14 protein-coding genes and 1 tRNA gene are annotated in these 18,830 nt (G+C 70.1%); 7 read left to right on the top strand and 8 right to left on the bottom strand.

Going from position 1 to position 18,830, the window contains the following annotated elements; translation table 11 throughout:
• Positions 1-80 precede the first annotated feature (80 nt).
• Positions 81-1,190 (top strand): methyl-accepting chemotaxis domain-containing protein, encoded by a 1,110-nt coding sequence (locus tag A6048_RS15375; RefSeq protein WP_235027563.1) that lies wholly within the window; start codon positions 81-83, stop codon positions 1,188-1,190.
• Positions 1,191-1,346: 156 nt separating this feature from the next.
• Here A6048_RS15375 and A6048_RS15370 read toward each other — a convergent pair whose 3' ends face one another.
• The 3 genes from A6048_RS15370 to A6048_RS15360 all read right to left on the bottom strand — a co-directional run bounded on the left by A6048_RS15370 (position 1,347) and on the right by A6048_RS15360 (position 2,434).
• Entirely contained in the window at positions 1,347-1,901 is a 555-nt protein-coding gene (locus A6048_RS15370) for a hypothetical protein (protein WP_107746727.1), read from the bottom strand.
• Between the two features lie 143 nt (positions 1,902-2,044).
• Positions 2,045-2,118 (bottom strand) — tRNA-Gly (locus A6048_RS15365).
• 46 nt (positions 2,119-2,164) lie between these two features.
• Positions 2,165-2,434, bottom strand: a complete 270-nt coding sequence (locus tag A6048_RS15360) for a hypothetical protein (RefSeq protein WP_107746726.1) — start codon at positions 2,432-2,434, stop codon at positions 2,165-2,167.
• Between the two features lie 217 nt (positions 2,435-2,651).
• On the opposite strand from A6048_RS15360, the gene A6048_RS15355 reads away from it, so the two are divergent.
• The 5 genes from A6048_RS15355 (at position 2,652) to A6048_RS15335 (ending at position 7,787) form a co-directional block, all read left to right on the top strand.
• Positions 2,652-3,503, top strand: a complete 852-nt coding sequence (locus tag A6048_RS15355; protein WP_107746725.1) for a DUF2470 domain-containing protein — start codon at positions 2,652-2,654, stop codon at positions 3,501-3,503.
• A gap of 154 nt (positions 3,504-3,657) precedes the next feature.
• Positions 3,658-4,437: a hypothetical protein gene (locus A6048_RS15350; RefSeq protein WP_107746724.1), complete on the top strand. Its 780-nt coding sequence runs from the start codon at positions 3,658-3,660 to the stop codon at positions 4,435-4,437.
• A complete protein-coding gene (dcd, locus tag A6048_RS15345; RefSeq protein ID WP_107746723.1) occupies positions 4,418-4,981 on the top strand; it encodes a dCTP deaminase in 564 nt (187 codons plus the stop codon). Before A6048_RS15350 ends, dcd begins: the two co-directional genes overlap by 20 nt.
• Positions 4,982-5,129: 148 nt before the next feature.
• Positions 5,130-6,464, top strand: coding sequence for a UDP-glucose dehydrogenase family protein (locus tag A6048_RS15340; RefSeq protein WP_107746722.1), 1,335 nt, complete (start codon positions 5,130-5,132; stop codon positions 6,462-6,464).
• Between the two features lie 177 nt (positions 6,465-6,641).
• The gene (locus A6048_RS15335) at positions 6,642-7,787 is read left to right on the top strand and encodes a YibE/F family protein (protein WP_108835179.1); all 1,146 of its coding nucleotides are present in this window, start codon (positions 6,642-6,644) and stop codon (positions 7,785-7,787) included.
• A gap of 78 nt (positions 7,788-7,865) precedes the next feature.
• Here A6048_RS15335 and A6048_RS15330 read toward each other — a convergent pair whose 3' ends face one another.
• Entirely contained in the window at positions 7,866-9,119 is a 1,254-nt protein-coding gene (locus tag A6048_RS15330; protein WP_107746720.1) for a pyridoxal phosphate-dependent aminotransferase, read from the bottom strand.
• 61 nt (positions 9,120-9,180) lie between these two features.
• On the bottom strand, positions 9,181-10,191 hold the full coding sequence (locus tag A6048_RS15325; RefSeq protein WP_107746719.1) for a helix-turn-helix domain-containing protein: 1,011 nt from the start codon (positions 10,189-10,191) through the stop codon (positions 9,181-9,183).
• An 87-nt stretch (positions 10,192-10,278) separates the two neighbouring features.
• Here A6048_RS15325 and A6048_RS15320 point away from each other — a divergent pair, with 87 nt between their 5' ends.
• The gene (locus tag A6048_RS15320) at positions 10,279-12,138 is read left to right on the top strand and encodes an NAD(P)/FAD-dependent oxidoreductase (RefSeq protein ID WP_107747210.1); all 1,860 of its coding nucleotides are present in this window, start codon (positions 10,279-10,281) and stop codon (positions 12,136-12,138) included.
• A 74-nt stretch (positions 12,139-12,212) separates the two neighbouring features.
• Here A6048_RS15320 and A6048_RS15315 read toward each other — a convergent pair whose 3' ends face one another.
• From A6048_RS15315 to A6048_RS15305, 3 genes are all read right to left on the bottom strand, one after another.
• Positions 12,213-15,485: a (Fe-S)-binding protein gene (locus A6048_RS15315; RefSeq protein ID WP_244911019.1), complete on the bottom strand. Its 3,273-nt coding sequence runs from the start codon at positions 15,483-15,485 to the stop codon at positions 12,213-12,215.
• A 173-nt stretch (positions 15,486-15,658) separates the two neighbouring features.
• Positions 15,659-17,251: a S1 family peptidase gene (locus A6048_RS15310; protein WP_107746718.1), complete on the bottom strand. Its 1,593-nt coding sequence runs from the start codon at positions 17,249-17,251 to the stop codon at positions 15,659-15,661.
• A 114-nt stretch (positions 17,252-17,365) separates the two neighbouring features.
• Positions 17,366-18,709, bottom strand: coding sequence for a S1 family peptidase (locus tag A6048_RS15305; protein WP_235027325.1), 1,344 nt, complete (start codon positions 18,707-18,709; stop codon positions 17,366-17,368).
• Between the last annotated feature and the right edge of the window lie 121 nt (positions 18,710-18,830).

The following is an 18,830-nucleotide window of genomic DNA, read 5'->3' as shown; positions in this document are numbered from 1 at the left end:
TCGGGTATGTCCACCCGTCGCTTCGTCCATGGTGCGCAGATCGTGAGGTCCCGGGTGGGATGATCGGGCAGAATCGATCCATGGCTGACATGCAGGTCCGGGTTCCCTCCCCGTCGTCCCTCCTCCAGACCGCGTTCCGGGTGGTCGAGTGGGAACTCTCGATGGCGCGGGAGTTCCTCCTCCTGCCCGCGCGGGCCCTCGCGCTCCTGGAGGATGTCGAGGGCATCGTGCAACGGATCCAGCGGCTGTTGGACGAGGTCAACCGCACGGTCGCCGCGATCGACGGGGTCGTGGCGACGGCGGCGGACACCGTCGACGGGGTGCGCGCCACGGTGGCGCGGGCCGACGGGGTGGTCGACGACGTCGCCCGCACGGTCTCCACTGCCAACGCGATCGTCGCCCGCGTCGGGTCCACCGTCGATTCTGCTGACGGGATCGTGGCTCGGGTGGGTTCGACTGTGGAGTCTGCTGACGGGATCGTGGCTCGGGTGGGGTCCACGGTTGATTCTGCTGACGGGATCGTGGCTCGTGTCGGGTCCACGGTTGAGTCGGCTGACGGGATCGTCGCCCGCGTCGGCTCAACCGTCGACGCGGCGGACGAGGTCGTGCTGAGGGTCGACTCGACGGTGGATTCGGCCGACGGTGTGGTGACCCGGGTCGGTACGACGGTCGACGTCGCGGACGAGCTGGTGATCGAGGCCGGCGGGCTCATCGGGCGCGTGGAGCCGCTCCTGAACTTCGCCGATTCGGCTCTGGCGCCCGTCAAGCCGGTCGTCGAGGCCCTGCTGGTCGACGCTGAACTCTCGCCGGAGACCGCCAGGAAGGTGGTGACCCGCCTCACCGAGGTGCTGGTGTGGACGGACAAGACCATCGCGCTTCTGGAGCCGATCGCCGACGAGATACTCGAATCGGTCGACTCCGAGGAGATCAGGGCGGTGGTTCAGTTCATCGACCACCTGCCCGCGCTGGGCGACAGCCTCGAGAACGACGTCATGCCGGTCCTGGCGTCCCTGGACACGGTCGCCCCCGAGGTGCACCAGATCCTCGAGGTGGCGCAACAGTGTCTCGAGGCGGTCCAGGGCATCCCCGGATTCCAGCTCCTGAGGCGTCGCGGCGGCGACAACGGCAAGGCCGGGTCATCCTCCGCGCCGGCCAGGACCGATCCGGGTCGACCCGGCCCGGACGTGTGAAGACTGCACGGAAGTGACCTGAGGCCCTCCCCGCGTGGGGAGGGCCTCGAGGACGGAACCAACGGCGGGGAGCGACCAGCTACCCGGGGTGAGGCAGAACAGGGCTGTCCCGACCCGCGGCGAGCGGCTTCCGCAGTTCAGTGCAGTGGGGGAGGGTCAGCGGTCGAGAGGCGCAGCCGACAGGGATCCCGACCCGCCGCCGAGCGATCCGAACACGTCGATCGAGCCGAGTGAGCCCGACGAGACCTCCGGGACGTCGATCTCCACCTCGCCGTAGTCGCTGCCGTGGCCGCTGCAGGTGCCCCACGAGATGGGGTCGAACGAGGCGTCCGTGAGCGAGAAGAGGAACGGGATCTCGGCGGTCTCCTGCGGCGGGACGTCACCCATCGCCAGCGCCAACCGGCCGGATTCCATCGCCTCCTCGATGAGAGAGAGCATGGTCTCGTCATCGAGCGGTCCGTCGCCGGGTGCGGAATCCACGTGCAGGGCGTTGACGATCTCGGGGTCGCCGACATGGACGACGCAGGTCAGGGTGTGGTCGGTCCGGTTGGTGTAGGTGACGGTGGTCTCGGCGCCACGGCCGGTCGTGTCGATCTCGCTGGGGCTGTCGAACTCGTGGTCGTCGTAGGCCTGGGCGGCGGCGACGCCGGCACCGCCCAGGGCGAGGGCGACCGCGGCGGCGAGGGCGAGGGGGGTCTTGAGCAAGGACATGAGGACCTTTCGGGGAGGGAGGTGCGAACAGCACCGTAATCCGGACTTGTGCCGGATGGTGAGACACTAGACCCACAAGTGTCGCGATAAGACGACTTTCAAGTGAACAGTGTTTCTCGCCCCTCCGCGGGGCGTTCTCGCTGTGGAGCCGATGACGGGAATCGAACCCGCGCCATCTGCTTGGGAAGCAGAAGTTCTACCATTGAACTACATCGGCGATGCCTGCTGGAGGCGGACTCAGATTAGCACGAGTGGTCCGACCGTCAGCTGTTCCGGGGTCCCTTGCGGGCGGCCTTCCGCTTGGCCCCGGTGGTCATGGGCCGCGTGGTCTGGCCGAGCGAGGCACGGGGAACGAACCCGAACCCGACGCCACCCACTACCGCCACGGCGAGCGCGCCGATGATCCACGGGGTGAGCGCACCGCCGCCCGTCAGGCCCATCACCACGATGAGGGCGGCCACACCCACGCACACCCAGGACCAGATGGTCCATCGCCAGATGTACTTCGAGGGCTCTTCCCTGAACTCGTCCATGCCCTCGATTCCACCACGTATGCAGGGGACGGCGCATATCCGTGGCCGGGGCAGGGGGCCTACCGGAGCCGCCGCGGCCTGATGATGTGGCAGGTCTCACGACGATTCTGCGCGAATACGGGTATGGAACCGGCCGCGATCGGCGCTGAAAAAGGATGAGAGTCCGTTTCAGGGCCGGGTGTACGGCCGGCGGGCGAGCCATGCCGGGAGGATCATCATGGACGACGTGACGGAGCGGCCGATCGCCGAGCGTGTGCGGACCGTCCTGGCGCGCGGCGCCGCCGGCACTGTCGGGGCGGGGCTCCTGACGCGACCGCTGCGGTCGGCGCGGGTCCGCGATGACGGTGTGATCGTGCTGGTGGTGGACGTCGGAGGCATGTCCCGCGAAGCGGGGGAGTCGGCCGGAGTCGCGTCGGCGGGCGGTTCGGCGTCGGTCGAGATCGTCGACACGGTGTGCACCGGCCGGTGTCGTGAGTCCGGCGGGGGGCCGTCCTTCGCGGTCGACGGCCGGCCCTCGGCGCAGGTCCGGCGTTCGGGGGGCCCGCGCTCGGGGAGTCCGCGCGCAGGGGGTCGGGTCACGCCATGTGACGACGACTGCGCCGTGGCTCGCGGAGTGGTCACCATCTCGGGGATCGTCACCGCGTCCTCGGCGACGAGGCGGCGCAGGCTGGTCGCCGCCGACGGGGGCGGGTCGGGCCCGAACGGGGAGGCGGGATCGCTGCGTCTGAGCGAACTGCAGCCGCTCGACGTCTCCTACCTGTGTGCCGACGGGGCGTACGTGATCCCCCGTGGCGACCTCGCGGCGGCGGCGGTCGACCCGATCGGCATCGACGAGCAGGCGTGGTTGCGCCGCCTCGGTTCCGACACCGGCCTCGCGGCGCGGCTCGCGTTGCGCTCGGGCCGCCAGATCGCCGGCACCCGCCCGTGGATCGTGGGCATCGACAGGTTCGGGCTGGACCTCTCGGTCGGTTCCGCGACCGGGGTCAGAGAGGTCGTCCGGATCCCGTTCGCGCAGGTCGTTCGTGATTCCGAGGATGTACGACGAGAGCTCACCTCACTCGCCGGGTGAGCCCGGTTCTGACCGGTTCGCACAAAACCCTTGCTTTAGAGGTAAGCCTTACCTAAGTTAGTCGCTGCGGGTAGTCACGTCCCCGCCCCCGGACCGTTCCGGCGCCTTCCCCTGAGGCGCCGGAACGGTGCGGGAACGACGACGAGGAGTTGGCATGCGATCACTGGTGGGGCCGATCCCGGAACCCGCGGAACGAGTGAGCTCGGCGCTGCGCCGGTGCCCCCGGGCCGCACTGAGTCTTCCGTCCGTCACGGCCGCCGTGCCCCCTCCCGAGGTGAGCCTGGTGCACCAGGTGCCCGGGACCGCCGACCTCTGGGTGGCGCTACCGATGGCCGACGCGGTCACGATCGGAGTCGGGGGTGTGCGGGCGCGGCTCGAGGTCCTCGACGAGATCATCGGGGGAGCGGCCGAGGGGCGCTGTCGCCGCATCGTCGTCGTCGAGGGTCGTGTGGAACTTCCGGGCGTGCGCGCCCAGCGCAGCACCGCCGGGGAGATCGCCCGCGACCTCCCGGACCCCGTCCTGCTGGACGTGGGAACCGGCGTCGCCCTGGTGCGGCTCCGCGCTGACCGGGTCGTCCTCACCGACGACGACGGCGTGACCGACATCGACCCCGAGGACCTGGCCACCTCCGGCCCCGACCCCTTCGCCGACCTCGAGGGGCACTGGCTGGACCACCTCAACGACCCGCGCTGTCAGGTGGTGCCGCGGATGGCCCTCCGCGTGTGCCGCTGCCTCCCGGCCGAGCGCCCGCTGCTGGTCGGCATCGACCGCGCCGGGGTGGACATCGAACTCGTCGGGCGTGACGGGCGCATCCACCGGGAGCGACTGCCCTTCGCCGAGGCGTGCGTCAACGTCACGGAGTTGGGCACCCAGCTCCGACTGCTCGCCGGGGGGTCGCGTTACCCTCTAGACCGTGCTGCTATCCGACCGTGACCTCCGCTCCGAGCTCGCCGACGGGCGGCTCACGATCGACCCCCTCGACTCCTCGCTGATCCAGCCGTCGAGCATCGACGTCCGCCTCGACAGTCTGTTCCGCGTGTTCAACAACTCGCGCTACACCCACATCGATCCGGCGCAACAGCAGGACGACCTGACCGAACTGGTCGAGCCCGCCGAGGGGGACCCGTTCGTGTTGCACCCCGGCGAGTTCGTCCTGGGCGCCACCCTGGAGAGACTGGCGCTGCCCGACGACCTGGCGGGCCGGCTCGAGGGCAAGTCCTCACTCGGACGTCTCGGTCTGCTCACGCACTCCACCGCCGGGTTCATCGACCCGGGGTTCGAGGGCCACATCACCCTCGAGCTGTCCAACGTGGCCAACCTGCCCATCACGCTGTGGCCGGGGATGAAGATCGGCCAGTTGTGCCTGTTCCGGCTGTCCAGTCCCGCCGAGGTGCCGTACGGCACCGCCGCGACGGGCTCCAAGTACCAGGGGCAACGCGGCCCGACGGCCTCCAAGGCGTACCTGAACTTCCGCTGACCCCGGCTTGTCGCTGAACCTGGCCCGACGCTGAACCGGGCCCGACGCCGAACCGGGCTTGTCCCGACCCGGGCCCCGCAACAGGACGCTCGTCCTGCGTTCACCCCGGTGTTCCCGCGAGGTCGTTCGGGGACGGTAGAACGGCGCTATGCGTATGACCGTGTTCGGGACCGGGTATCTGGGGACCACCCATGCCGCTTGTATGGCCGAGTTGGGTCATGAGGTGCTGGGGGTGGACGTGGACGAGGCGAAGATCGATCGCCTGCGGGCCGGTGAGGTGCCGTTCTACGAGCCGGGGTTGCCGGAGATCCTGCTGCGGCAGGTGGAGGCCGGTCGGGTCCGGTTCACCACGGATTATGCCGAGGCGGCGGAGTTCGCGGACCTGCATTTCATCGGGGTGGGTACCCCGCAGCGCAAGGGCGAGTTCGCGGCCGACACCTCGTATGTGGAGGACGTGGTGGCCCGGTTGGCGCCGTTGCTGCGGGGGGATGCGGTGTTGGTGGGCAAGTCGACGGTCCCGGTGGGGACGGCGGCGCGGTTGCAGGAGATCGCCGACGAGAACGTTCGGCAGGGTGTGCGGGCGGAGGTGGTGTGGAACCCGGAGTTCCTGCGGGAGGGTTTCGCGGTGGTCGACACGCTCACGCCGGACCGGATCGTGATCGGGTTACGTGAGCCGGGTGGTGCGGTGGAGGAGGTGGTGCGCGGGGCGTACGCGCCGATCCTCGAGGCCGATCCGTGTCCGGTGATCGTGACCGACCTGGCGACCGCCGAGCTGGTCAAGGTCAGCGCGAACGCGTTTCTGGCCACCAAGATCAGCTTCATCAACGCCGTGTCGGAGGTGTGTGAGGCGGCGGGCGCGGATGTGACGGTGTTGGCGGACGCGATCGGGATGGATCCGCGGATCGGGCGGCGCTTCCTGGGCGCGGGCCTGGGATTCGGTGGGGGGTGTCTGCCCAAGGACATCCGGGCCTTCATGGCCCGCGCCGGGGAACTCGGTGCTGATCAGGCGATGTCGTTCCTGCGGGAGGTCGACTCGATCAACATGCGGCGTCGGGAGCGGATGGTCGACCTGGCGACTGAGGCGTGCGGGGGGATGCTGATCGGCAAGACGATCGCGGTGCTGGGGGCGGCGTTCAAGCCGGATTCCGACGATGTGCGTGACTCGCCGGCGTTGAACGTGGCCGGGATGCTCTCCCTCAAGGGAGCGCAGGCGGTGGTCTACGACCCGCAGGCGCTGGACAACGCTCGGGCGTTGTTCCCGACGCTCGCGTACGCCGACTCGGCTATCGAGGCGTGTGAGGGCGCGGACGTGGTGCTGGTGGCCACCGAGTGGGCCGAGTTCCTGGAACTGGACCCGGTGGCCGTGACGGGGGTGGCGCGCGGGCGGATCCTGTTGGACGGCCGCAACTGCATGCCCGCCGACAGCTGGCGCGCCGCCGGCTGGACCTACCGCGCACTGGGCCGCGGGGTGCCGACGGCCTGAGCGGCGGGGTCCGCCGGGTTAGGGTTACCGGCGTGAGCGACCGGCCAGCGACCCCTCCCCGGCACCGGCACCGGGTCGAGCGCCCCCCACGCGGGTCCTACCTCGTGCCCTCCGGCAGCGCCGGCCGGATCACGGTGGTGGGTCTGATCCTGGGTGCGGTCGCGACGATGATCGGGGGTGGCGTTGCTGTGGCCGACCTTCGAGGACCCCGAACTGGACCCGTACTTCGCCCAGTCGTCCGGCTCCTCGGTGGTCACCGAGCGCGGGGAGGTCGTGTCCACCGAGGTGGCCCCCTGTGGTTCCCCGGACAACGGGCGGGTGCTGCCCGGGCCGCCGCTCGACCCCCGGTTCCCCGGCCCGGAGTGTCCGCGCTCGATCGTGCGACTCGACACCGGCCCTGACGCCGGCCGAGAGGTCCTGCTGGAGATTCCGCCCGGCCCCGGGTCGCCGGACCTCGGCGCGGGCGACCAGATCCAGCTGGGGCGCTCACCCCAGGGGGCCACCGACACCTACGCCTTCGAGGACTTCACCCGGACCGTGCCCATGGCCTTGTGGCTCCTCGTGGGCGCCGTGGTGATGGTCGCGGTGGGGCGGTGGAAGGGACTGCGGGCCCTGATCGGGATCGCGGTGGCCCTCGTCGTCGTCGTGGGGTTCGTCCTCCCCTCGATCCTGGACGGCAACCCGGCCATCCTCGTGGCCGTGGTCGGCGGCTCCGCCGTGCTCTACCTGGTGATCTACGTGGTCCACGGGATCAACCTCAAGACCCACGCCGCGCTGCTCGGCACGTTGTCGGCGATGCTGGCGGCGGCGTTACTGAGCTGGGTGGTCATCGAGACCACCAGGATCACCGGACTCAGCGGCGACTCCACGACACAGGTCCAGGTGTTCGTGCAGCACGTCTCGCTGACGGGACTGTTGCTCGCCGGCTTCATCATCGGCGCCCTGGGCGTGCTCAACGACGTCACCGTGAGCCAGTCCGCGACCGTGTTCGAGATGCGCCACCTCGACCCGCACGCCGGTCCCGTCCAGGTGTTCCGGTCGGCGATGGGAGTCGGCCGCGACCACGTCGCCTCGATGGTCTACACCCTGGTCCTGGCGTACACCGGGTCGGCGCTGCCGCTGTTGCTCCTGTTCTCGCTGGGGACCCGCTCGCCGCTGTCGATCCTCACCTCCGACGTCGTGGCCGTGGAGCTGATGCGGTCGCTGGTCGGCGCGATCGCGCTCGCGCTGTGCGTACCGCTCACCACCGCTGCAGCGGTGTGGCTCTCCCGCGACGTGACCCCGGAGGAGTTGGACCGGGCGACCGTGGGCGCGAGCCACTGACAGGACGGGCCTACTGGCGAGACGGGACTTCTGACGGGACGGGCCTACTGGCGGGACGGGACTTCTGACGGGACGGGCCTACTGGCGGTACGAGGACAGGAAGTTGCCGATCCGCTCGATCGCCACGGCCAGGTCACGGCCGGCGGGCAGCGTGACCACGCGGAAGTGATCCGGGTCGGGCCAGTTGAACCCGGTGCCCTGGGTGACCAGGATGCGCTCGCGCTCGAGCAGATCCAGCGCGAACTGCCGGTCGTCGCGGATCTCGTGGAAGTCCGGGTCCAGCTTGGGGAACACGTACAGGGCGCCCATCGGCTTGACGCAGCTCACGCCGGGGATCGAGTTGAGCTTCTCCCACGCGATGCCGCGCTGCTCGTGCAGCCTCCCGCCGGGCTCGATCAGCTCGTTGATCGACTGGTAACCGCCGAGGGCCACCTGGATCGCGTGCTGCGCCGGCACGTTGGGGCACAACCGAGTCGAGGCCAGCAGCTCCAACCCCTCCAGGAACCCGGCCGCGTGCGCCTTGGGGCCGGTGATCGCCATCCAGCCCGCCCGGTACCCCGCCACCCGGTACGTCTTGGACAGACCGTTGAAGGTCAGGACCAGCAGATCGTGGGCGAGCGTGGCGATGGACGTGTGCTGGGCCTCGTCGTAGACGATCCGGTCGTAGATCTCGTCCGCCAGGATGAGCAGGCTGTGCTCGCGGGCGAGGTCGACGATCCCCTGCAGGACCTCGCGGGAGTAGACCGCCCCGGTGGGATTGTTGGGGTTGATCACGACGATCGCCTTGGTCTTGGGCGTGATCTTCGAGGCGATGTCCTCGAGCGACGGGTTCCAGTCGTCGTCCTCGTCGGCGAGGTAGTGGACGGGCTTGCCGCCCGCGAGTGAGGTCATGGCGGTCCACAGCGGATAGTCAGGGGCCGGGATCAGGACCTCGTCGCCGTCGTCGAGCAGCGCCTGCATCGTCATGGTGATGAGCTCGGACACGCCGTTGCCCAGATAGATGTCCTCCACGTCGAGGTGGGGGAAGTCCGGGACCAACTCGTAGCGGGTGAAGATCGCGCGGCGGGCCGACAGGATGCCCTTGGACTCCGAGTAACCCTGAGCGTGGGGGAGCGCGGCGATCATGTCGCGCATGATCACGTCCGGCGCCTCGAACCCGAACGGCGCGGGGTTGCCGATGTTGAGCTTGAGGATCCGGTGACCCTCCGCCTCGAGCTGGTTGGCTCGCGCGAGAACCGGGCCGCGGATCTCGTAGAGGACGTTCTTGAGCTTGGAGGACTGGTCGAGCGTGCGCGGTTGGCGGAGCTCGCGTCCCGGGGTCTCAGGCGTCATACCTGATGATTGTGCCACCCCCGCCGGTTCCGGCCGGGGTCCGGCCGAGGTGACCTCCGGCTCAGATCCCGTAGCGGAGATCGTTGATGGCGGGAATCTCCGAGTCGGGCAGGAGCTCGTCCGGATGCTCCACCGAGAGGAAGTCCACACAACGCCGCTCGTGCGGGGCCAGCGAATACGGCTGCGAGTCGATCGATAGTCCGGTGAGCTGCCGCAACCTACGGACCTCGCCCCGGACGGTGGTCGTGGCCGAGGGGTCGCCGTACAGCGCCTCGGCCAGGGCCCGCGCCGTCCACGCCTCACGGGACGCCAGGAGGGCGAGGAGTTCGGCGCGCCGCGGGGTGAGGGCGATCGTCGACCCGTCAGCACGGGTCAGCGAGGGCTTCCAGCCGAGCAGACGGATCTCGGTGACCGGGTTGGCTGCGGGATCGCCGTCCTCACCGGACCGGGCGGCGAGGAGGGTCTCGGCGAGCCGGGCACCGCATCGCACCAGGGACGCCGTCTCGGCGGTCGAGTACCTCAGGGGGTGTGAGACGTCCAGGACGCCGACGATCGATCCCCGCGCGTCCCTGATCGGACTCGCCGTGCACGTCCAGCCGTGATGCGCACGGACGTAGTGCTCGCCGGCCGTGGCGTGCGTCAGGGCGCCCGTCTCGAGGGCCAACGAGATGCCGTTCGTCCCGATCCCCCTCTCGGACCAGTCGGCACCCTCGGCGAACGCGATCGAATCCGCGCGCCGGAGGACCTGGGCGCTCCCCGACCGCCACAGCAGGCAGCCCCGCGAGTCCGTGAGGACCACCAGGTGCCGGCCCGCTGCTGAGGTGTCGGACACCGACGAGACCACGTCCGCAGCGATATGGCGCAGGGGCGTGATCTCGCGCGCGTCGGTGATCTGGTCGCGGGAGAGCACGCGCGTCGGGTGCTCCTGATCCGGGGAGATCCCGGCCGCCCCGCTGCGACGCCACGCACGAAGAACCCTCGAGTCCAGAACGGAGGTCGTGCCCCCGGCCAACGCGACCCCGTGGGCCTCGATCGAGCGCGCCGCGAAGGCCCGCGGGTCGGAGAAGCGCAACGTCGGATGCAACGACCTTGCCACCCCCTTGGGGAGAAAGTGTGATCTACGTCATTGCAGAAGCTACACGAGCACGAGGGAGTGGACATGACCGAGATGACAGCAGCCCCGACCGAGCGGGGTCGGGGCGACCGTGCCGGCGGGGGCGTCGACGACGACCCGGTGAACGCGGACTCCGCCGTCGAGCACTGGCTCGCGGCCTTCGATCAGGCCCTCCGCGACGGACAGCCGGACCGGGCCGCTGAGCTCTTCGAAGCCGACGGGTACTGGCGCGACTTCGTCGCCTTCACCTGGAACCTGCGGACGCTCGAGGGCCGCGAGGAGATCCGCCGGATGCTCGAGACCCAGCCCGCGGAGATCTCTCCCTCGGACTGGTCACTCGACGAACCCGCCACCGTTTCCGACGGCGTGGTCGAGTCGTGGGTCACCTTCGAGACAGCGGCCGGTCGCGGGTGGGCCCACCTCCGACTGCGCGACGGGAAGGCGTGGACGCTGCTGACCACGATGCAGGAGCTGAAGGGCCATGAGGAGAAGAAGCGCCGGACCCGCGACCAGGGGGTCGAGCACGTGGTCCGCCGTGGACGCAAGACCTGGCTCGAGCAGAAGGCCGAGCGTCAGGAGACCCTCGGCTACAGCGAACAGCCCTACGCCGTGATCGTCGGCGGCGGCCAGGGTGGCATCGGGCTCGCCGCGCGGCTGAAGCGACTGGGCGTACCGACCATCGTGATCGAGAAGAACGAACGGGCCGGAGACTCGTGGCGCAAGCGGTACAAGTCGCTCCACCTCCACGATCCCGTCTGGTACGACCACCTCCCGTACCTGCCGTTCCCCGAGGACTGGCCGGTGTTCCCCTCGAAGGACAAGGTCGGGGACTGGCTCGAGCACTACACCGCGATCATGGAGCTCGACTACTGGACCGGGACCCGGTGCCTGAACGCCGACTTCGACGACGAGTCGGGGACCTGGCGGGTCGAGGTGGACCGGCAGGGCGAGAGGGTCGAGCTCCGACCAACCCAACTGATCTTCGCCCTCGGCGTCTCCGGGTACCCGAACATCCCGCGTTTCGAGGGCACGGAGAGCTTCACCGGGGAGCAGTGGCATTCCTCCGAGTTCACGGGGGAGGGGGATGTGGAGGGCAAGCGCGCCGTGGTGATCGGGTCCAACAACTCCGCCCACGACATCTGCGCCGCGCTGTGGGACCACGGGGCCGAGGTGACCATGGTGCAGCGCTCCTCGACACACATCGCGCGGAGCGAGTCCCTGATGTCCCTGGCGCTCGGACCCCTGTACTCCGAGGACGCGCTCGACGCCGGCGTGACCACCGAGAAGGCGGACATGCTGTTCGCCTCGTGGCCGTACCGACTGTTGCCCAACGTGCAGATCCCCGTGTACGAGCAGATGGCGGAGAAGGACGCGGAGTTCTACCGCCGACTCCGCGAGGCCGGGTTCGAGCTGGACTTCGGGGAGGACGGGTCCGGCCTGTTCCTCAAGTACCTCCGGCGCGGGTCGGGGTACTACATCGACGTCGGTGCGAGCCAGCTCGTGATCGACGGCGAGGTCGCGCTGGAGCGCGGCCAGGTGACGCGGATCCTGCCCGACGCGGTCGAGCTGGACGGTGGAGCGACGCTGCCCGCCGACATCATCGTCTACGCCACCGGCTACGGCTCGATGAACCAGTGGCTGACCGACCTGGTGTCGCAGCAGGTGGCCGACAAGGTGGGCAAGGTCTGGGGCTACGGTTCGGACACCACGCGGGACCCGGGCCCCTGGGAGGGCGAGCTCCGCAACATGTGGAAGCCGACGAACGTCGATCAGCTCTGGATCCACGGTGGAAACCTGCACCAGTCCCGCCACTACTCGAAATACCTCGCGCTGCAGCTCAAGGCGAGGATGGAGGGGATCCCGACCCCGGTGTACCGGGTCCAGGAGGCGCATCACACCTGCTGAGGGCGGCGCCCGGAAATGGCCTGCGGCCCGTGATCGAGGTTCCGATCACGGGCCGCAGTGGCGTCCGGCGGGGGTCAGCCCAGGGACAGGCCGTAGCCGCCGGGCTTCGTCGAGCGGGGGATCGAACCGCCCTTCCCGGGTGCCGACGGGGCGTCGGTCTCGGGGACCGTGGTGTCGGCCTTCTGCTCCTCGGTCACGGTGTCTGACTCCGGAGCGGTGTCCGGCGCCGACGCGGGCTCTGAGCCGGACCCGGACGCGGGCTCCGCCGGCGTGTCGTTGGCCGGTGCTGCGGCGGCCGGGGCCGCCGCCTTCGGAGCGCCGGGGGCCTTGGGTGCGCCGGGGGCCTTGCCTCCGCCCTTCAGTCCGAGGCCGACGGCCGGCTTGGCCGGCGTCGCGGGCTCGGCTCTGCCGGTCGCGTCACCGGCGGGCTCCGCCGCGGTGGCCTCGGTCGGCTCGGGCTCGGTGGCAGCCGGCGCCGCCGCCTTCGGGGCGCCCGGGGCCTTGGGGGCTCCAGGTGCCTTCGGGGCGCCGGGGGCCTTGGCGCCGCCGCCGAGGGTCAGACCGCCGGCCTTCGGAGCTCCGGTGGTGGCCGGCGCGGAACCAGCGGCCGCCTCCCTGGTCTCCTCGGTGCGCTCGGCGTCCTTGACCGCGGACTGCGCCTCGGTCGTGGACTCACCGGTCGCCTTGGCGCCACCCGGGGCCTTGGGGCCGCCGGGCGCCTTGGCGCCACCCGGGGCCTTGGGACCGCCGGGGGCCTTGGGACCGCCGGGAGCCTTTCCGCCACCGCCGAGCGAGAGGCCACCCGACTTGGGCTTCCCCGTCGAGTCAGCGGCTGAGGGGCCGGACTCGGCGGCGCTGACGGCACCTGCGGTGCCGGCCGCGGCCACCTCGGCGCCCTCGCCCTTGTCGATCACCGTGTTGTCCGGGGCCTGCTCGACCTTGGTGGACTCGACCGTGGTGGACTCGGTCTCGGTGGGCTCGGCGACCGCGGTCCTGGCCTCGGCCGACGTGGCGGCCTCGGCCTCGGCGGCCGCCTTCTCCGCAGAGGTCTTCTCGCGCTTCGGCTGCTCCAGCCACGCGGCCTCGCGTGGCTCCGGCAGACCGGTGTCGCGGGTGACGGACTCCAGCAGCAGCTGGGCCACGTCCACGACCTCGACCTGACCCTCGAGCTCGGTACCGTCGGTCTGCGCGGTGGCGCCGTCGGAGAGCATCACCCGACAGAACGGGCAGCCGGTGGCGATCTTCGTCGCCTTGGTGGACAGCGCCTCGTCGACACGGTCGACGTTGATGCGCTTGCCGATCGTCTCCTCCATCCACATGCGTGCGCCGCCGGCGCCACAGCACATGGAGCGCTGGCCGTGGCGCGGCATCTCCGTGAGGGTCACGCCGGAACCGTCCATGAGCTCGCGCGGCGCCTCGTAGACCTTGTTGTGCCGGCCGAGGTAGCACGGGTCGTGGTAGGTCACGCCGCCGTCGATCGGGGCGACCGGCACGAGCCGCTTCTCCCGCACGAGGCGGTTGAGCAGCTGCGTGTGGTGGACCACCTGGTAGTCGCCGCCGAAGTCGCCGTACTCGTTCTTGAGCGCGTTGAGGCAGTGGGCACAGGTCACGACGACCTTGCGCTGCCCGGCGGGCACGCCGTCGAAGGCGTTGTTCATGGTCTCGATGTTCTGCTCGGCGAGCATCTGGAACAGGAACTCGTTGCCCGCGCGGCGGGCGGAGTCACCGGTACAGGTCTCGCCCTGGCCCAGCACGGCGAACTTCACACCGGCGGTGTGCAGCAGGGTGGCCACGGCCTGGGTGGTCTTCTTGGCGCGGTCCTCGAAGGCGCCGGCACAGCCGACCCAGAACAGGTACTCGGTGTCCGAGAAGTCCTCGATGTCCGAACCGATGACCGGGATGTCGAAGTCGAGGTTCTTCATCCAGTCGTCGCGGCCCGAGTTGTTCTGGCCCCAGGGGTTGCCCTTGTTCTCGAGGTTCTTGAACAGGCCGGCGAGCTCGGTGGGGAACTCGGACTCGATGAGCACCTGGTAGCGGCGCATGTCGATGAAGTGGTCGACGTGCTCGATGTCCACCGGGCACTGCTCGACGCAGGCGCCACAGGTGGTGCAGGACCACAGGGCCTCCGGGTCGATGATGCCGGCGAGCATCGGGTCGTCGGAGACGTCGGCGGTGGTGTGGCCGACCAGCGGGCGCTGGGCCTCGAGGCGGGAGGCCTCGGGGATCTTGGCCAGACGCTTCTCATCCGGGTTGCCGTCGGCGTCGACCAGTCCGGTCTCCTCGCCCATGGTGGTCTTGCCACCGGCGAGCAGGTACGGGGCCTTGGCGTGGGCGTGGTCACGCAGGGCCATGATCATCAGCTTGGGGCTGAGCGGCTTACCGGTGTTCCAGGCGGGGCACTGCTCCTGGCAGCGACCACACTCGGTACAGGTGGAGAAGTCCAGCCAGCCCTTCCACGAGAAGTCCTCGATTGCGCCCGCACCCAGGACCGGCTCGAAGTCCTCGTCGGCCTCGGTGCGCTCCTCGATCTTCTCCATGGTCAGCGCTTCGCCGTCCATGGTCATGGGCTTGAGGGCGCCCAGCGCGGTGCGACCGTCGGCCTCGCGCTTGAAGTAGATGTTGAAGAAGGCGGAGAAGCGGTGCCAGGCGACGCCCCAGGTGATGTTGCGGCCGACCACGTACAGCCAGATCATGCCGGTGAGCAGCTTGATCAGGGCGAAGACCGAGACCATGAGCTCGTTGGCCGGCAGGATCGTCGACAGCGGGCCGGAGACCCAGTCGGTGGACCAGTGGAAGTCCTGGCCCTCCGCGCGGTACAGCGCGAGCTTGCCGGCCTTGACGAAGATCATGCCCAGGCCCTCGAGGAGCACGACGGTCTCGACGAAGTACGCGGCCCGGCGGTCCGAGCCGGTGAAGCGGTTGAGGCCCCGACGCTGATTGATCTGGCGGATGATGATCAGCACGGTGATACCGATGACGGTGCCCAGGCCGAGGAACTCGTCGACGCCGTGGTACCAGGCCTGATCGGACAGCCACGGCCAGCCGCCGCGCGGGTTGAACGTCTGGATGTAGGCCTCGAACCAGACGATCGAGCCGAGCATGAAGCCGATCATGACGAACCAGTGGAAGAAGCCGACCGACCGCTTCCTGGCCATCCTGGTGTGTGCGCCGACCTCGACGATCGTGTTCTTCATCCGTGCGAACACCGGGCCGAATCGGTTGAATCCGTCCTTCTGGCCCAACATGATGCTCCGCACCATCCTGGAGACGCCCCCGATGAAGGAGGCCCAGCAGAAGAGGCTGAGCAGGACACCGATCGTCCCGAGAGTGATGGTCACGCCTGACATGGTTCGCGGCCTTTCGTCGCACTTCTCGACGCACGAGCACTTGACGACCCCTGGGGTGCCCGCCGACGGTCTTGTCGTTAAAGGTAAGCCACACGGGCCCCGTCCCACGAGTTGAGGTCGCCCTTAGCGGAGCGCGCTCGACTCGTGGGACGGGGCCCGCGGGTCGTTCGGGATCAGTTGGTGCGCAGTGTCAGTCCGGGATGCGCGGCCAGGACGTCGGAGATCGGGACCGCCGACAGGCGCGGGACGTAGCCGTTCTCCCTGGCCACGGTGTCCGCGTTGGTGCAGGTTCCGGTCTCGGCGACGTTGGACGCGCTGGAGATCCCCAGCGCCTTGTCGCCCGAGAACACCACGCCGCCGCTGTCGCCGGGGAGGGCGCAGAGGTCCACCGTGAACGCGTTGGCGATGGTGCGGGAACCGGCCACGTCGATCATCGCGCCGACCTCGGAGACGGTGCCACAGGAGAATCCGGTGCGGAATCCGGTCTTGCAGGCCTTCTGCCCGACGACCGGGTCGGCGGTCCCGGTGATCGCCTGCGTGGTGTCGGGACCGGCGCCGACCAGGTTGGTGCGGAAGCGGTCGGTGAACTCGGGGTCCACGGCCACGAGCGCCGTATCGATCCCGTCACGTTCGGTCCGGGTCATGGTGCCGAACTCCTCGCCGTCGGCGAGCGCGGCGCGGGTGCCGTCGGCGCCGGCGCAGTGGGCGGCGGTGACGACGACCGGTGCACCGTCGAGTTCTCCGTTGAACCCGGTGGAGCACTCGAGGATCCCGCCCGGGACCGCGACGGAGTAGGCGGTGCCTCCCGGGATGGGTCCGGTCGGGGCCGGGCCGTCGGCGCGGGCTTGGTTCTCGGGGACCGGGGTGACGGGGTCGGACATGGTCTGGCTCATCCCGTCGATGATGGAGCCGGTGCCGGGGGTCAGGCCGGAGAGCAGCTCGACGATCGTGCGCATCGGGCCCTCCGGGATCACGCCGGTCTGGTTGAGCAGGGCCAGGCTGCCGAGGGAGCCGGAGTCTCCGCCGGTGCCGGCCTCGGCCTGGGCGCCGGCGCGCGTGGTGGCGGGCTCGATCCCGTCCGTGGTCGGTTCGCCGTCGGACTGGGTCCCGCCCTCGCTGCCGAACGGTGCGGTGTCCCCCGCGGGGTCGGGGGCCTCGGTCATGTCGATCTCGGCGAGGTCCTTGAGCCGTGCGGTGAGGTTGCCCAGCTGGGCCGCCTCCCCGCCCCGGGTCTCCACGACCACCGCGTTGCGGGTGGGATCGACCCGCACCCCGGTGACCAGGGCTCTCAGGTCCTCCGGGAGGTCCTCGACGATCTTGCCCACCTGCCGCTCGCGGGCGGTGAGTTCCTCCGTGGTCAGGGCCACGTCCTGGACGGTGAACCCGGCGTCGGTGGCCTCGGCGCGCAGTAGGTCGCCGGCCTCGCCGGCGACCACGCCCACCAGGCCCGTGCCCTGCTCGTCCAGCCAGACGCCGCCGAACGAGTTGCGGAACGCCTGCTCCCAGCGGGGACCGGACTCGGCCAGGCGTTCACCGATCCCGGCCTGGTCCAGGAACTGCTCGGGGGTCAGCCCGAGATCCCGACGAAGGGCCTCGACCAGGGAGGTCAGTTGCGATCCGAGGGCGCCGTCGAGGGAGGGCAGCGTCTGGGCGGCTGCCGGCGCCGGTGTGGTGGGAATCGGGGAGGGGGCCGCGCCGGCGGGGGCGGCGGTGACGACCAGGGCCGCGGCGGCGGTGAGTGCGGCGAGCTTAGAGGTGGTGCGCATTGTGGCCTTCCGTGATGCACGGTGGACGACTTCAGGTCGACCAGTTGCGGCCAAGATTACGGAGATGTGATTACTGAGTCCAGTGTGACACGTGTGATTAGTGGGATTCATGTGTCATGTCGCGCCCACCTGGAGACCCGGGAAGCGGGCCGAGATCGCACCGACGGTCACCCCGACCATCATGGGGACCGCCCCGCGGAGAGCGAGGTCGGTCCGGGCCGCCTCGCAGCTCGGGTAGGGCTGGTCGTACTGGTCGAAGGCGTTGGACAGGCTCGTCACCGCCACCGCCCGGGTCTCGGAGAACACCACGCCGCCGCTGTCCCCCGCGATCGCGCACAGCTCGACCGTGACGTTCCTGACGCCACCGGGAGAGGCGGAGTCGATGCCGGACACCCTCCCGCACGTGTACCCGGTCCGCTGACCGTATTTGCACAGGATCTGACCCCTGACCGGGGACTGGGTGCCGGTCAGTGCGAGGGGCTCCGCGCCGCCGGCGAGGACGTGGGAGTTGCTGAAGCGTGGAGTGTCCTCGGGATCGACGGTGACCAGCGCCGCGTCGAGGGACTCATCCGCCTCGCCGGACGTGAACGCCCCGAGCCTCGGGGTGGAGCCGCTCTCCGAGACCGTGCCGGGCCGGAAGACGGACTGGCCCGTGGTCGGCTCGGTGAAAGAACTGCAGTGGGCTGCGGTGATGTTGACGACCCGACCGTCGCGGATCCCGTTGAAGCCGAGGGAACACCAGTTGGCGACGGTGCGGGAGGGCGAGAGGACATACATACGGGTCCCGCCCACCATCGAGTTCGGCAGCAGGGCGGGTGGGGCGTCGGGCAGCGTTGCCGCGCCCGACCCGAGCGAGCCCTGGGCGGGGCGGAAGCCCGCGGTACGCACGCCCGCCCCGAGGTCGGCGGGGGGAACGGGCGCGGCCCCGGAGTCCTCGACGACCACGGTGACGTCGCCGCTCGAGGGGTCCACGTCGATCGCGGTGACCCCGTCCCGTTGGCCCGGGGGAAGGGAATCCGCCCAGGCCTGCGCCCGCTCCGCCCTCTGGTCCAGTTGACGGGCCGGGGAGGGGGCGGAGTGCACCGAGAAACCGCGGGATCGTGCGTCCGTGATCAGCTGGTCCGCCCGGTCGGCGTCCCGGACCACCGCCACCTGACCGGTGGTACCGACGATCCCGACGCCGGCGAAGGCCGTGGGGAACCGGCTGGTGTAGTCGTCCGAGGCGGCCGCCAGACGGTCCGCCAGTTCGGACTGCGACCGGAAGCCGCCTCGTGTCGTCCCAACCTCCGCGAGCGCGTCCTCGAGGGAATCGTGCTCGATCGCGCTCGTCGCGCGGGACTCATCCACCATCGGGGAGCCGTCGCGTGGCTGGGCCTGGGCCGCGACCGGGGCGGTGACCACCGCCACGGCGAGCAGGGCGCCGATACTCCACAGACGAGGACGGGGGAGGTGTCGCATGTGGGTGACTGTTCCTCTCAGCACGGGGAGGGACCGGTCGGGCCCGTGACCGTTGATCGTATGGCCGGATCCGCCTGATCGTATGGCCGGATCCGCCCCGGCGGAGAGTTTCCCCCGGGGG

It is taken from the genome of Dietzia psychralcaliphila, assembly GCF_003096095.1.
In the GTDB taxonomy this organism is placed as follows: Bacteria; Actinomycetota; Actinomycetes; order Mycobacteriales; family Mycobacteriaceae; genus Dietzia; species Dietzia psychralcaliphila.
The sequence above is the reverse complement of the archived record's forward strand: the minus strand, read 5'-3'. Positions and strand labels throughout refer to the sequence as shown.